Raw genomic sequence first — 13,688 nt, forward strand, 5'->3', positions numbered from 1 at the left:
CCGCCCGATTCATTATGGCCGTTCGGCGGCCGGGGTGTGCGGCGGCAGCAGGCGCAGCAGGTGCGCGAGCAGCCGCTCGCCCACCTGGTCCACGCCGTCGGTCACGCCGAAATCTTTCATCCTGATGGTCTGCAGGCCCTCGTAGCCGCAGGGGTTGATCGCCGAGAATGGCGCAAGGTCCGCATCGACGTTCAGCGCCAGGCCGTGGTAGCTGCAGCCGTTGCGCACGCGCAGCCCCAGTGCGGCGATCTTGGCGCCGTCGATATACACGCCGGGCGCGCCGTCCTTGCGTTCGGCAGCCAGTCCGTAATCGGCGAGGCAGTCGATGAGCGCCTGCTCCATCAGTGTCACCAGCTCGCGCACCTTGAGGTGGCGGCGGTGCAGGTCGATCAGCAGGTACACCACGATCTGCCCGGGACCGTGGTAGGTGATCTGCCCGCCGCGGTCGATCTTCACCAGCGGAATGCCGGTTTCGCGCAGCAGGTGCTCGGGCTTGCCGGCCTGGCCGAGCGTGAACACCGGCGGGTGCTGCAACAGCCACAGTTCGTCGGGCGTGTCGGCCGTGCGCGCGTCGGTGAAGGCGCGCATCGCCGCCCAGGTCGGCTCGTAATCGACCAGACCCAAGCGATGCACGACCGGCGGCAGCGTGTCGCCAGCCTGCACTACAGCACCACCTTGACCAGCGCGTGAGCGCTTAATTCGCGGTACAGCGCATCGAGCTGCGCCTGCGACACCGCATGAATGGTGCAGGTCAGCGCGAGGTAGTTGCCCTTGCTCGACGGGCGCATCTGCACCGTCGCGGGATCGAAGTCGGGCGCATGCTTCAGCACCACGGCGACCACCGCCTGGGCGAACTCGTCGACGCGCGCGCCCATGATCTTGATCGGGAATTCGCACGGGAATTCGATGAGGGTTTGTCGGGTTTCGTCAGCCACCGCGCATCACCGTAGTCTTGAAGTCCTGATACCAGGCATACATCTGCCGCCCCATCGGGCCGGGCTCACCGGAGCCCACCGGGCGCTCGTCGAGCGCGGTGATGGCGAGCACTTCCTTCGTCGACGAGGTCATCCACAACTCGTCGGCGCTGCGCACCTCGTCCTCGAGGATCTCGCGCACCACGTGCGGCAGCGCGTGGCGGGCGGCCAGTTCCAGCACCACGTCGTAAGTGATGCCGGGCAGCATCAGGTGACTCTTCGGCGGCGCCAGCAGCACGCCATCGCGCACGACGAAGATGTTCGACGCCGCGCCCTCGGTGAGGAAACCGTCGCGGAACAGCACCGTCTCGGCGCAGCCGCAGTCGACCGCAACCTGGCGCAGCAGGCAGTTCGCGAGCAGCGCCGTCGTCTTGAGATCACAGCGCAGCCAGCGGAAATCCGCCGCACTGACCGCCGCAACGCCTTTGGCGAGCTGCGCCGCCGGCGTGGTGACGAGCGCCTCGCTCGTCAGGAACACGGTCGGCCGCATCTGCGCCGGGAAGGCATGGTTGCGCTTGTCGTCGGGGCCGCGCGAGACGTGCAGGTAGATCGACTGGTCCACCCACGGGTTACGCGCGATGATCTCGGCGATGATCGCGGCCCAGCCGGCGGCATCATGCGGGTTGGGCAGGCGGATCGCGGCGAGCGTGTGGCCGAGGCGCTCGATGTGCTGATCGAGCCGGAACGGCCGGCGCGAATATACCGGGATGACCTCGTAGGCGCCATCGCCGAACAGGAAGCCGCGGTCCATCGGCGAAATGCGCGCCTCCGCGAGCGGCTGATACGTGCCGTCCAGGTAGCAGATGCTCATGTGCGCCTCCGCGCGCCTTACAGGCTCTTGATCCACAGCCGCAGCGTATCCCACAGGCGGCCGAAGAAGCCCGCCACCGGCACGTCCTGCAGCGCCACGACCGGGTATTCGCCGATCGCCTTGCCGTCCAGGCTGAGCTGCAGCGTGCCGACCTGCTGCCCTTTCTGCAGCGGCGCGACGACCGGCTGCAGGCTGGTGAGCTGGCTCTGGATCTTTTCCGCCTGGCCCTTCGGCAGCGACATCACGAAGTCGTTCACGAAACCGACCGGCAGTTCGTTGATAGTGCCCTTCCACACGCGAAATCGCGACAGTTCCTGACCGCCCGAGTACAGCTTGGCGGTATCGAAGAACTGGAAACCGTAATTGAGCAGCTTGAGCGATTCCTGCGCGCGGATGGTGTCCGAATCGGTGCCCAGCACCACCGACACGAGGCGGCGCGGGCCGCGCAACGCCGACGCGATCAGGCAATAGCCGGCATTCGCGGTGTGGCCGGTCTTGAGGCCGTCGACGGTCGGGTCGAGCCACAGCAGGCGGTTGCGGTTCGGCTGGGTGATGTTGTTGTAGCGGTATTCCTTCTGCGAGTAGTAACGGTAGTACTCGGGGAAGTCGCGCGAGATCGCCGACGCGAGCAGCGACAGGTCGCGCGCGGTGGTGTAGTGGTTGGGGTCGGGCAGGCCGGAGGAATTCGTGAAGTTGGTGTTCTTCATGCCCAGGCGCTGCGCTTCGCGGTTCATCAGGTGGGCGAAGGATTCCTCGCTGCCGGCAATCAGCTCGGCCAGCGCGACGCAGGCGTCGTTACCCGACTGGATGATCATGCCCTGCACCAGCTCCTCGACCGCCACCGGCTTGTCGGGCTGGATGAACATGCGCGAGCCTTCCATGCGCCAGGCCTTCTCCGACACCGGCACCACCTGCTGCAACGTGATGCTGCCGCTCTTGAGCGCCGAGAAGGTCAGGTAGGCGGTCATCAGCTTGGTCAGCGAGGCCGGCTCGATGCGCGTATCGGGCTCGCGCGCCGCAAGCACCTGGCCGGTGGCCTGGTCCATCAGCAGCCAGGAGCGGGCGGCCAGGGTCGGCGCCGGGACAGTCTGGGCAGAAGCGGCAAGGGAAATGACAGCGAACAGCAGGGCGGTGAAAAAACGCATGAGAATCAGCAGTCTTGTGGGAGGAAGAGAAAAGGAAGCGAAGCCGGAGATTATAGTTCGGCCCCGGGGAGCAGACCAACGCCGGCACCGATTGGTTCAGCGCACATTCAGCGATTGACCACCAGCGGACGGAATTTCAGTTCGCGCGCAATGCGCTCTGCGTCCCCGCGCGCTGCGTCGGTTGACGCGAAAGGCCCCAGGTGCAGGCGGTAGCGGCTGCCGTCGTGCAGCACCTCGAGCCGATCGGCAAACTCCGCAAAGGCATCGCGCACCATGCCGCGAAACCCCTCGGCATTGGCCGCGGTGGAAAACACGCCGAGCTGCAGGAAGACGCCACGCGTCGCGCTGTCCAGTGCAGTCGCCTCGGCTGCGGCAAGCTGCAGCGGCGGCTCGGGCTCGGGCGGGGCCACGGGCTGCGGCGCGGCGAGCATCACCGGCTTGCGCCCGCGCAGTGGCGGCACCGGCGTCGCGGTGGCGATCATCTCGACGCCGTCGGGCACGATCGCCTCGACCTCGACCTCGGCACTGCCGACATTCACATAGCCGAGGCGATGCGCCGCGGCGTAGGACAAATCCATGATGCGGCCCTTGTGGAAGGGGCCGCGGTCGTTCACGCGCACGACCACCGATCGGCCGCTCGCACGGTGCGTGACGCGCGCATAGCTCGGGATCGGCAGCGTCGGATGTGCGGCAGTCATGCCGTACATGTCATAGGCTTCGCCGCTGGACGTCGGCTTGCCGTGAAAGCGCCGGCCGTACCAGCTGGCGCGCCCGAGCTGGCGGAACGGCTGCACCGCGGTGGCGGGCACGTAGTTCGCGCCGAACACGGCGTACGGCCGGTTGGCAAAGCGGTGCAAGGGCTCGGCGCGCGGTTGTGCATCGGGGATCTCGTCGAGGTTCGCCGGCGGGTTGTCGCCGGGGCCGTCGTCCTTGTAGTACCCGCCGCCGCGCTTCTGCACGCCCTCGGAGCCTTTGCCCGCGGGCGGGACCGCCTGTGACACCGCCTCTGCCGGACCGGTGATGGGGGATGTCGTAGCGCAACCAGCCAGCACCGTCGCCAGCAGGGCGGCGAACAGCGGCGCGCGCGCCAGCGGGCTGGATTCAACGGTATGCGTCGGCATCATGCGGTCTCCGCGATCAAGCCTGCGCAAGCAGGCGGCTGCGCTGGATGCTCATGAGTATCCCGATCCCGAGACACAGCGTGACCAGCGCGGTTCCTCCGTAGCTGATGAAGGGCAGGGGCACCCCCACGACCGGGAGGATACCGCTGACCATGCCCATATTCACGAAAGCATAAGTAAAGAAAATCATCGTGATCGCCCCCGCCAGCAAGCGGCTCGCGAGCGTCGGCGCCGTCGCGGCAATGGCGAAGCCGCGCAGGATCAGCAGCAGGTAGGTGACGAGCAGCACGACGATGCCGAGCAGGCCGAATTCCTCGGCCAGCACCGAAAAAATGAAGTCGGTGTGCCGTTCGGGCAGGAACGCGAGGTGCGTCTGCGTGCCGTCCATCCAGCCCTTGCCGAGCACGCCGCCGGAGCCGATTGCGATCGTCGACTGGATGATGTGGAAGCCCTTGCCGAGCGGATCCTGCGTCGGGTCGAGCAGCGTGCACACGCGGTGCTTCTGGTATTCGCGCAAGCCATACCAGTCGACGCCGGGCTGGCACAGGTGATCGCCGAAACCGACGATGGCGCCGATGCCGACCACCCCGATCAGCACCACCGGCGCGATCAGCTTCCATGACAGTCCGGCAAAGAAGATCACATACACGCCGGCCGCCGTCACCAGCAGGCTGGTACCCAGATCGGGTTGGATCATGATCAGGCCGACCGGCACCACCAGCAGCAGGCCCGCAACGATGAATTCGCGCAGACGGATCTGCCCTTCGCGTTGCTGGAAGTACCACGCGAGCATCAGCGGCATCGCGATCTTCATGATTTCGGACGGCTGGATACGGGTCACGCCGATATTCAGCCAGCGCGTCGCACCTTTCGAAGTCTCGCCGAAGAGGTCCACGGCCACCAGCAGCAGCACCCCCAGCGCATACAGCGGCAGCGCGAGGCTGAGCAGCCGCTGCGGCGGCAGGCGCGCCGCCACCCACATCGCCGCCAATGCCACCAGCGTATTCACCTGCAGCGACGGCAGCCGCTCGGGCGAGGCGCTCATCATCACCAGGAAAGCAAAGCCGAGGAGGGCTGCGAGCAGCAGCATCAAGGGCGGATCGATCGGCCGCAGGAAGGCGCGCAGCACATGGCGCGGATGAAAGCTCAGTTCTGTCATTGCACTTGGCCTCCGGCCGGATCGGCAGCAGGCGGCACGAGGGTGGCATCGGGCGCGCCTTCATGCGCCGCGGCACCATGTTCGGCGTGCTCCTCGTCACCTTCGTCCACCGCGGCGGCATCCTCGCCGGCCGGCTGCTCCCGCCGCTTGCCGAGCAGGTGAAAGTCGATCACCTGGCGCGCGATCGGCGCCGCCGACTGCGCGCCGAAACCGCCGTTTTCCACCAGCACCGCCAGCGCAATCGTCGGCTTGTCGGCCGGCGCGTAGGCGATGAACCACGAGTGGTCACGCAGCCGCTCGATCACGCGGCCTTCGACGTAACGCTGGCCGCGCAACGAAAATACCTGCGCCGTACCGGTCTTGCCGCCGGCCGAATACGGCGCACCGGCAAAGGCGCGCGCGCCCGTACCGGCCTTGTTCACATCCACCATCGCCTGACGCACCGCCGCGAGGTGTTCGGGCTTGAGCGCGAGCTGACGTACCGGCTCGGGCTCCACCAGCCGTCGCTCGCCGGTCACCGGATTCACCACGTGACGCACCACGTGCGGGCGAAACATCTTGCCGTCGTTGACCACCGCCGCCAGCGCATTGGCCATTTGCAGCGGCGTATAGGCGTTGTAGCCCTGGCCGATGCCGACCGAAATCGTCTCGCCGCCGAACCACTTCTGGTGCTCCTTCTTGCGGAACCGCTTGCGCTTCCAATCCGGCGTCGGCAGCACCCCTTCCCCCTCGCCATTCAGATCGACACCGGTACGCGAGCCGAAGCCCAGCGGACGCATGAAATTGGCGATGCCTTCGATGCCCAGATCGTTGGCGAGCTGATAGTAGTAGGTGTTACACGACACCACGATCGACTTGTGCAGATCGACCATGCCGTGACCGCCGATCTTGTCGTCCATGAAACGGCGCCCGCCGAACATGAAATAGCCGGGATCGGGAATCGTCTGGGTGATCGTGCGCTTGCCCGCAGCCAGGCCCGCCAGTGCCATGAAGGGCTTGAAAGTCGAGCCCGGCGGGTAGGTGCTGAAAATCGCGCGGTTCACCAGCGGATGGTCGGGCGAATCGTTGAGCGACTTCCAGTCCTCGTTGGAGATGCCATCGACGAACAGGTTGGGATCGAAAGTCGGCTTCGACACCAGCGCCAGCACGCCGCCGGTGGCGGGTTCGATCGCGACCAGCGCGCCGCGGCGATTGCCGAAAGCCGCCTCGGCGATCTTCTGCATCTCGATGTCGAGCGTCAGATCCAGATCATTGCCGGTCACCGCCGGCGTGCGCGACAACTGGCGCACCGCGCGCCCGCCGGCGTTCACCTCGACCTGCTCGGCGCCCGTGATGCCATGCAGTTCGGCCTCGTAGCTCATCTCCAGACCGCTCTTGCCGATGTAATCGGAGCCGCGGTAATTGGCCACCACGCCCGTTTCCTCGATGCGCTCCTGATCGCGCTGGTTGATGCGGCCGATGTAGCCAATCACATGCGACGCCAGTTCCCCGAACGGGTAGTCGCGGAACAGGCGCGCCTGCACTTCGACGCCGGGGAACTGGTAGCGCCGCGCGACGAAGCGCGCGACCTCCTCTTCGGTCAGGCGCGTGCGGATCGGCAGGCTCTCGAAGTTCTTGCTCTCTTCCAGCAGCTTGCGAAAACGCCGCCGGTCGCGCGGCTCGATCTGCACGATCTGCGCCAGCGCATCGATCGTCGCCTCCAGATCACTCACCCGCGAAGGCGTGATTTCCAGCGTGTACGCGGCGTAATTGCGCGCCACCGCCACCCCGTTGCGGTCGGCGATGGTGCCGCGGTTAGGCACCATCGGCAGCAGCGCGATGCGGTTGTCTTCCGCACGGGTGTGGTAGTAATCGTAGCGCAGCACCTGCAGATAATAGAAGCGCGCCGCCAGCAACCCGAAACACACGGCGACGAACAGGCCCGCGACCAGAACGCGGCGTCGGAAGCCCGCCAGTTCCTCGTCCGGAGTGCGAAATTCCATCATCAGATCGGCCGGTTTTCGTCCCGATCCACCGGTCGGTACTGCGGCAGCAGCAACAGGTAGTTCAGCGGCACCCACAGTGCCGCGCTGGTGACGCTGGCCAGGAAGTACCACCAGCCGGGGAACTCGGCCCCCGCCAGCAGGCGCACCAGCACCATCATCACCTGCACCAGCAACAGCAACGGAAACATCTGCAGGGCCTGTTGCGCCGGCGGAAACCACAACACACGGCGCGACACGGAGCTGGCCAGATAGCACAACACCACATAGGCCAGCGCGTGCTGACCCATCGCCGCACCATGGCCGATATCGACCAGCAGGCCGAATACGAAGCCTGCCCCCATGCCCACGCGCAGCGGTTCACGGATCGACCAGAAGGCCAGCACCAGGGCCACCCAGTCCGGCACGCCGGGCGCCAGGCCGGTCGGGATATAGCTCAAGCCGAGGGCAACCAGCAGGCTCAGGTAGGCGAACCAGGATTTCGCCGGCAGCAGGATGCGGCTGGAGCGATGGGTCGGTTGCATCGATCAGCCCTTCCTGCCCGCACGGGCCTCGGGTTGCGCGGCCGGCACGGGGCGCGGCGGCGGAAATTCCGCACGGCCGAGCAGCAGCACCTGGGTGGTGCGTTCGACGCCCGCCACCGGCTCGCACACGATCACCGCGAAGGTCTGCGCCTCGCGGTCCACGCTCACCACATCGGCTACCGGCAGGCCCGCGAGGAACAGGCCATCCAGCCCGGACGTCACCAGCCGGTCGCCGACGCGCACGTCGGCCCCGGACAGCGTGAAGCGCAACTCCAGCCGACCCTGCCCCGCACCGGCGAGCACGCCGCGCAAGCCATTGCGCGCCACCTGCACCGGCACCGCCTGATCCTTGTCGGTCAGCAGCGTGACTTCGGCCTGCACCGGATAGACGCGCGTGACCTGCCCGATCATGCCCTGCTCATTGACCACCGCCATGCCGCCCTCGACACCCTGCTGGCTGCCGCGGTTGAGGATCACCTTGCGCGAGAACGGGTCCGGCGCGTCGTAGAGAATTTCCGCGGCGACGCTCTTGACCGCCACCGACGCACGCATTTCCAGCAGACCCCGCAGGCGGCGGTTTTCCTCCTCGATCTGCTCGAAACGCAGTAGCCGCTGCGCCGCCTCGAGCTCGCGATTGCGCAGGTCGGCATTGTCCTGCTGCACCTCGACCAGCGTAGCGAAATACACCGCGGCATTGCGTGCGAAGTCGACCGGCGCCGCCGCCGCCATCTGCAGCGGCCAGGTCGCCACCGACAGCGCCTGGCGCACCACTTCGAGATATCGGAATTTCAGGTCGGCCACCAGCATCACCAGGCACACCGACACCAGCACGAACAGCCGCAGCAGCGGCGTCGGTCCTTGCTTGAAAATGGGCGGAGACTGATGGCCTACGAGGGACATCGTGAGTGCTGTGCCGCGAACGGCGACAGACGAAAACGCCTGCCGCCGCAGCGCGACTTACTCGGACGCAAAGATGGAGCCGAGCTTGTCCATCTTTTCCAGCGCCATGCCGCAACCACGCGCGACGCAGGTCAGCGGCTCTTCGGCAACGATCACCGGCAGGCCGGTTTCTTCCATCAGCAGGCGGTCGAGATCGCGCAGCAGCGCACCGCCACCGGTGAGCACCATGCCGCGGTCGGCGATGTCCGCACCCAGTTCCGGCGGCGTCTGCTCGAGCGCGATCTTCACCGCGGAAACGATCTGGTTGAGCGGCTCGGTCAGCGCTTCGAGGATCTCGTTACTGGAAATCGTGAAACTGCGCGGGATGCCTTCGGCGAGGTTGCGGCCCTTGACTTCCATCTCGCGCACTTCGGAACCGGGAAAGGCCGAGCCGATGTTCTTCTTGATGTTCTCGGCGGTGGTGTCGCCGATCAGCATGCCGTAGTTGCGGCGGATGTAGTTGACGATCGAGTCGTCGAACTTGTCGCCGCCCACGCGCACCGAACCGGCATACACCATGCCGCCGAGCGAGATCACCCCGACTTCGGTGGTGCCGCCGCCGATATCGACGACCATCGAGCCGGTCGCGTCCGACACCGGCAGACCGGCGCCGATCGCCGCGGCCATCGGCTCCTCGATCAGGTACACCTGGCTCGCCCCGGCCGCCAGCGCCGCATCGCGGATCGCACGACGCTCGACCTGGGTCGAACCGCAGGGAACGCAGACGATGATGCGCGGGCTCGGCGAGAACATGCGCGAATCGTGCACCTTCTTGATGAATTGTTTGATCATCTGCTCGGTGACGACGAAGTCCGCGATCACGCCGTCCTTCATCGGACGGATCGCGGTGATGTTGCCCGGTGTCTTACCCAGCATCTGCTTGGCGGCGTGACCGACCGCCTGGATCGTGCGCTTGGCGTTGGGGCCGCCTTCGGTGCGGATCGCCACCACGGAAGGCTCGTCGAGCACGATGCCCTTGCCGCGCACGTAGATCAGCGTGTTCGCGGTGCCAAGGTCAATGGCCAGATCGTTGGAAAAATAGGAACGCAGGAAACCAAACATGGGGACAATCCCGAAACCGGTAAAGATGGGGGGTACTGAAGCGGGCAGATGCCCGGCCGGACTGGCGGCAAACGAGTATGATAACCTACAAACCTTTGTGAATTAAGCGGGTTTTGTTACCTCATGTCGCTATCCACTGAACAGGTCCGGCGTATCGCCGGACTCGCGCGCATCGAGCTTTCCGACGGCGACGTCGAAGCCACCCGCGCCAAGCTGAACGGAATTTTCGGCCTGATCGAGCAGATGCAGGCGGTCGACACCAGCGGCGTCGAACCGATGAGCCACCCGCAGGACGTCGCCCAGCGCCTGCGCGAGGACGTCGCCACCGAGCCGAACCGCCGCGACGCCTTTCAGCACATTGCACCGCAGACCGAAGCCGGACTCTATCTGGTTCCCAAGGTTATCGAGTAAGGATGAGCGGGCAGACTGCGGCCCCGCAGCGCCCCACTAAGCCATGATCAACGCCAGCCTGACTGAACTGCGCGCCGCCCTCGACGCCAAGCGCGTCTCCAGCGTCGAACTCGCGACCCTGTTCCTCGACCGCATCGAGCGCCACAACCCCGCGCTCAACGCCTTCATCACCGTCGACCGCGACGGTGCGCTCGCCGCCGCGCGCGCGGCCGATGCACGCATCGCCGCCGGAACCGCCGCCCCGCTCACCGGCATTCCGCTCGCGCACAAGGACGTGTTCTGCACCGAAGGCGTGCTGACCACCTGCGGCTCGAAAATGCTGTCGAATTTCGTCAGCCCCTACGACGCCCACGTCGTCGCCCTGCTGAAGGCCGCCGGCGCGGTCAGCCTGGGCAAGACCAACATGGACGAGTTCGCGATGGGCTCGTCGAACGAGAACTCGCACTTCGGCCCGGTGAAGAACCCGTGGGACACCACCCGCGTGCCCGGCGGCTCGTCCGGCGGTTCCGCCGCCGCAGTCGCCGCACGCCTCGCGCCGATCGCCACCGGCACCGACACCGGCGGCTCGGTGCGCCAGCCCGCCGCGCTCACCGGTGTCACCGGCATCAAGCCGACCTACGGCGTCGTCAGCCGCTACGGCATGATCGCCTACGCCAGCTCGCTCGACCAGGGCGGCGCCTTCGGGGCATCCGCCGCAGACTGTGCGGTACTGCTGTCCGCGATGGCCGGCTTCGATCAACGCGACTCGACCAGCCTGGAACGCCCCGCCGAAGACTACACGCGCGAACTCGCCGCACCGGCTGCCGGCGACAAACCGCTCACGGGCCTGCGCATCGGCCTGCCGCGCGAATTCTTCGCCGAAGGCATGGCCGACGACGTGCGTGCTGCACTCGACACCGCACTCGACGCTTACCGCCAGCTCGGCGCGAGTACCGTCGAAGTGAGCCTGCCCAACGCCAAGCTCGCGATCCCCGCCTACTACGTGATCGCGCCGGCCGAAGCCTCGAGCAACCTGTCGCGCTTCGACGGCGTGCGCTACGGCCACCGCGCCGCCGAATACCGCGACCTCGCCGAGATGTATGCGAAGAGTCGCGCCGAAGGCTTCGGCGCCGAGGTCAAGCGCCGCATCCTCGTCGGCACCTACGTGCTGTCGCACGGCTACTACGACGCCTACTACCTGCAGGCGCAGAAGTTGCGCCGCCTGATCGCGCAGGACTTCCAGGCCGCCTTCGCGCAATGCGACGTCATCGCCGGCCCGACCAGCCCGACCACCGCGTGGGCGATCGGCGAGAAGGCCGACGATCCGGTGCAGATGTACCTGTCGGACATCTACACGATCGCCGTGAACCTCGCCGGCCTGCCGGCGCTGTCCCATCCCTGCGGATTCGGCGCCGGCAATCTGCCGGTCGGCCTGCAACTGATCGGCGACTACTTCGCCGAGGCACGCCTGCTCGCCACCGCCCACCAGTACCAGCAGGCGACCGAATGGCACCTGCGCCGTCCGGGCTGAGCATGAACACCCGCGAACTCCGCCTCGCATGCAGGATGGCGACGTTCGCCGCCGCGCTGCTGCTCGGCGCTTGCGCAACGCCGCCAGAGCGCAAGCCGGAGCCGGTCGCTACCAAGCCATCGGCCGCGCAAGCCGCCGCTGAGGCCGAACCGGAACGCGCACTCGAGCGAGGCCGGCTGAAGCCGATGCCGGTGCGTCCGCTCACCGTCAAGACCGACTGCCGCTTCAAGGACGAGGTTGGCTACGGCGGCAGCGCCGTGCTGGACATCAGCTATTCCGAAGTCCGCGCCTTCGCCGCCACTGTCGACGTACCCAAGCGCGGCAGCTGCAAGTTCGACCTCGTGGACTTCAAGCAGGTGCGCAAGGAGCCCCACGTCGAACTGCGCGCCCGCGACGGCTGCACGGTACGCATGTGGGAGCAGGGCGACCAGGTCACCGTCGCGTTTACAGAGTGCGCCAAGCGCTGCACGCGGGGCACTTTCGATTATGTCTGGCCGATCCTGGTGGACCGGCCGAGCGGTCGCTGCACCTGACCGCCTGAAACAACGGATACGAAGATGAGCAGATCGGATTGGGAAGTCGTCATCGGGCTGGAAGTCCACGCCCAACTCAACACCGCCTCGAAGATTTTTTCCGGCGCCAGCACCGCCTTCGGCGCCGCGCCCAACGTGCAGGCCAGCGCCGTCGACATCGCGCTGCCCGGCGTGCTGCCGGTGCTCAACCGCGGCGCCGTCGAACGCGCGATCCGCTTCGGCCTCGCGATCGGCGCCACGGTCGCGCCGAAAAGCGTGTTCGCGCGCAAGAACTACTTCTACCCCGACCTGCCGAAGGGCTACCAGATCAGCCAGTTCGAGCTGCCGGTGGTGCAGGGCGGCACGATCACGACCCGCGTCGGCGAAGGCCTCAGTGGCGAAAATCGGGCGTACGAGAAGACCGTCCAGCTCACCCGCGCGCACCTCGAGGAAGACGCCGGCAAGAGCCTGCACGAGGACTTCCACGGCATGAGCGGCATCGACCTCAACCGCGCCGGCACGCCGCTGCTGGAGATCGTCTCCGAACCCGACATGCGCTCCTCCGCCGAAGCTGTCGCCTATGCGCGCACGCTGCACGCGCTGGTGCGCTGGATCGACATCTGCGACGGCAACATGCAGGAAGGCTCGTTCCGCTGCGACGCCAACGTCTCCGTGCGCCGCCCCGGCGCGCCGCTGGGCACGCGGCGCGAGATCAAGAACCTCAACTCCTTCCGCTTTCTGCAGCAGGCCATCGATTTTGAGGTGCAGTGGCAGATCGCCACCATTGAGGATGGCGGCAAGATCCAGCAGGCCACCGTGCTGTTCGACCCGGACACCGGCGAGACGCGCATGATGCGTTCGAAGGAAGACGCGCACGACTACCGCTACTTCCCCGATCCCGACCTGCTGCCGCTGGTGATCGCGCCGGAATGGAAAGCGCGCGTGCAGTCGGAAATGCCGGAACTGCCGGGCGCGATGAAAGCGCGCTTCATCGAGCAATGGGGCCTATCGGCCTACGACGCGACGACGCTCACCGCCTCGAAGGAAATCGCCACCTTCTACCAGGCGACGGTCGACGCCGCCGGCGTGCCGCTCGCCAAGCCCTGCGCCAACTGGGTGATGGGCGACGTCGCCGCGCGCGTGAACAAGGCCGAAATGGACATTTCCAGCTCGCCGGTCTCGCCCGCGCAACTCGCCGTGCTCGTCACCCGCATCACCGACGGCACGATTTCGAACAACATCGGCAAGAAAGTGTTCGAAGCCTTGTGGAACGGCGAGGGCGGCAAGGACATCAATGCGGCCGATGCCATCATCGAGGCTCAGGGCCTGCGCCAGACCAATGACGCCGGCGCGATCGAAGCGATCATCGACGAAGTCCTCGCCGCGAACCAGAAATCGGTCGACGAATTCCGCGCCGGCAAGGACAAGGCCTTCAACGCGCTGGTCGGCCAGGTCATGAAAGCCAGCAAGGGCAAGGCCAACCCGGCGCAGGTCAATGAACTGCTGAAACGCAAGCTGGAAGGCTGAAGCCCACCCTT

General features: G+C 66.6%; 14 protein-coding genes. 4 read left to right on the top strand and 10 right to left on the bottom strand.

Annotated elements, in window-relative coordinates; all coding sequences use genetic code 11:
• Positions 1 to 12: 12 nt before the first annotated feature.
• The 10 genes from lipB to GPA25_RS07335 all read right to left on the bottom strand — a co-directional run bounded on the left by lipB (position 13) and on the right by GPA25_RS07335 (position 9,717).
• On the bottom strand, positions 13 to 663 hold the full coding sequence (lipB, locus tag GPA25_RS07290) for a lipoyl(octanoyl) transferase LipB (protein ID WP_343034867.1): 651 nt from the start codon (positions 661 to 663) through the stop codon (positions 13 to 15).
• Positions 663 to 935 (bottom strand): DUF493 family protein, encoded by a 273-nt coding sequence (locus GPA25_RS07295; protein WP_169259715.1) that lies wholly within the window; start codon positions 933 to 935, stop codon positions 663 to 665. Before GPA25_RS07295 ends, lipB begins: the two co-directional genes overlap by 1 nt.
• Positions 928 to 1,785 carry an aminotransferase class IV gene (locus tag GPA25_RS07300; protein WP_169259716.1) on the bottom strand — a complete coding sequence of 286 codons (858 nt, stop codon included), beginning with the start codon at positions 1,783 to 1,785 and terminating at the stop codon, positions 928 to 930. Before GPA25_RS07300 ends, GPA25_RS07295 begins: the two co-directional genes overlap by 8 nt.
• 17 nt (positions 1,786 to 1,802) lie before the next feature.
• Positions 1,803 to 2,930: a D-alanyl-D-alanine carboxypeptidase family protein gene (locus tag GPA25_RS07305; RefSeq protein ID WP_169259717.1), complete on the bottom strand. Its 1,128-nt coding sequence runs from the start codon at positions 2,928 to 2,930 to the stop codon at positions 1,803 to 1,805.
• A gap of 107 nt (positions 2,931 to 3,037) precedes the next feature.
• Complete coding sequence (locus GPA25_RS07310; protein ID WP_169259802.1) at positions 3,038 to 4,051, bottom strand: septal ring lytic transglycosylase RlpA family protein; 1,014 nt, start codon at positions 4,049 to 4,051, stop codon at positions 3,038 to 3,040.
• Positions 4,052 to 4,067: 16 nt separating this feature from the next.
• On the bottom strand, positions 4,068 to 5,210 hold the full coding sequence (gene rodA / locus GPA25_RS07315; RefSeq protein WP_169259718.1) for a rod shape-determining protein RodA: 1,143 nt from the start codon (positions 5,208 to 5,210) through the stop codon (positions 4,068 to 4,070).
• On the bottom strand, positions 5,207 to 7,195 hold the full coding sequence (gene mrdA, locus GPA25_RS07320) for a penicillin-binding protein 2 (protein ID WP_169259719.1): 1,989 nt from the start codon (positions 7,193 to 7,195) through the stop codon (positions 5,207 to 5,209). The genes rodA and mrdA overlap by 4 nt, the downstream gene beginning before the upstream one ends.
• Positions 7,195 to 7,716, bottom strand: coding sequence for a rod shape-determining protein MreD (mreD, locus tag GPA25_RS07325; RefSeq protein ID WP_169259720.1), 522 nt, complete (start codon positions 7,714 to 7,716; stop codon positions 7,195 to 7,197). The genes mrdA and mreD overlap by 1 nt, the downstream gene beginning before the upstream one ends.
• 3 nt (positions 7,717 to 7,719) lie before the next feature.
• Positions 7,720 to 8,616 (bottom strand): rod shape-determining protein MreC, encoded by an 897-nt coding sequence (gene mreC / locus GPA25_RS07330; protein ID WP_169259721.1) that lies wholly within the window; start codon positions 8,614 to 8,616, stop codon positions 7,720 to 7,722.
• Between the two features lie 57 nt (positions 8,617 to 8,673).
• Positions 8,674 to 9,717: a rod shape-determining protein gene (locus GPA25_RS07335; RefSeq protein ID WP_169259722.1), complete on the bottom strand. Its 1,044-nt coding sequence runs from the start codon at positions 9,715 to 9,717 to the stop codon at positions 8,674 to 8,676.
• Between the two features lie 123 nt (positions 9,718 to 9,840).
• Here GPA25_RS07335 and gatC point away from each other — a divergent pair, with 123 nt between their 5' ends.
• The 4 genes from gatC to gatB are packed head-to-tail and all read left to right on the top strand — an operon-like array spanning position 9,841 to position 13,677.
• On the top strand, positions 9,841 to 10,128 hold the full coding sequence (gene gatC / locus GPA25_RS07340; protein ID WP_169259723.1) for an Asp-tRNA(Asn)/Glu-tRNA(Gln) amidotransferase subunit GatC: 288 nt from the start codon (positions 9,841 to 9,843) through the stop codon (positions 10,126 to 10,128).
• Positions 10,129 to 10,171: 43 nt separating this feature from the next.
• Entirely contained in the window at positions 10,172 to 11,638 is a 1,467-nt protein-coding gene (gene gatA, locus GPA25_RS07345; RefSeq protein WP_169259724.1) for an Asp-tRNA(Asn)/Glu-tRNA(Gln) amidotransferase subunit GatA, read from the top strand.
• A complete protein-coding gene (locus GPA25_RS07350) occupies positions 11,614 to 12,171 on the top strand; it encodes a hypothetical protein (protein WP_246265448.1) in 558 nt (185 codons plus the stop codon). Before gatA ends, GPA25_RS07350 begins: the two co-directional genes overlap by 25 nt.
• A gap of 24 nt (positions 12,172 to 12,195) precedes the next feature.
• Positions 12,196 to 13,677, top strand: coding sequence for an Asp-tRNA(Asn)/Glu-tRNA(Gln) amidotransferase subunit GatB (gene gatB / locus GPA25_RS07355; protein WP_169259725.1), 1,482 nt, complete (start codon positions 12,196 to 12,198; stop codon positions 13,675 to 13,677).
• Positions 13,678 to 13,688: the final 11 nt, after the last annotated feature.

The sequence above is a fragment of the Aromatoleum diolicum genome (assembly GCF_012910955.1).
Lineage (GTDB): Bacteria > Pseudomonadota > Gammaproteobacteria > Burkholderiales > Rhodocyclaceae > Aromatoleum > Aromatoleum diolicum.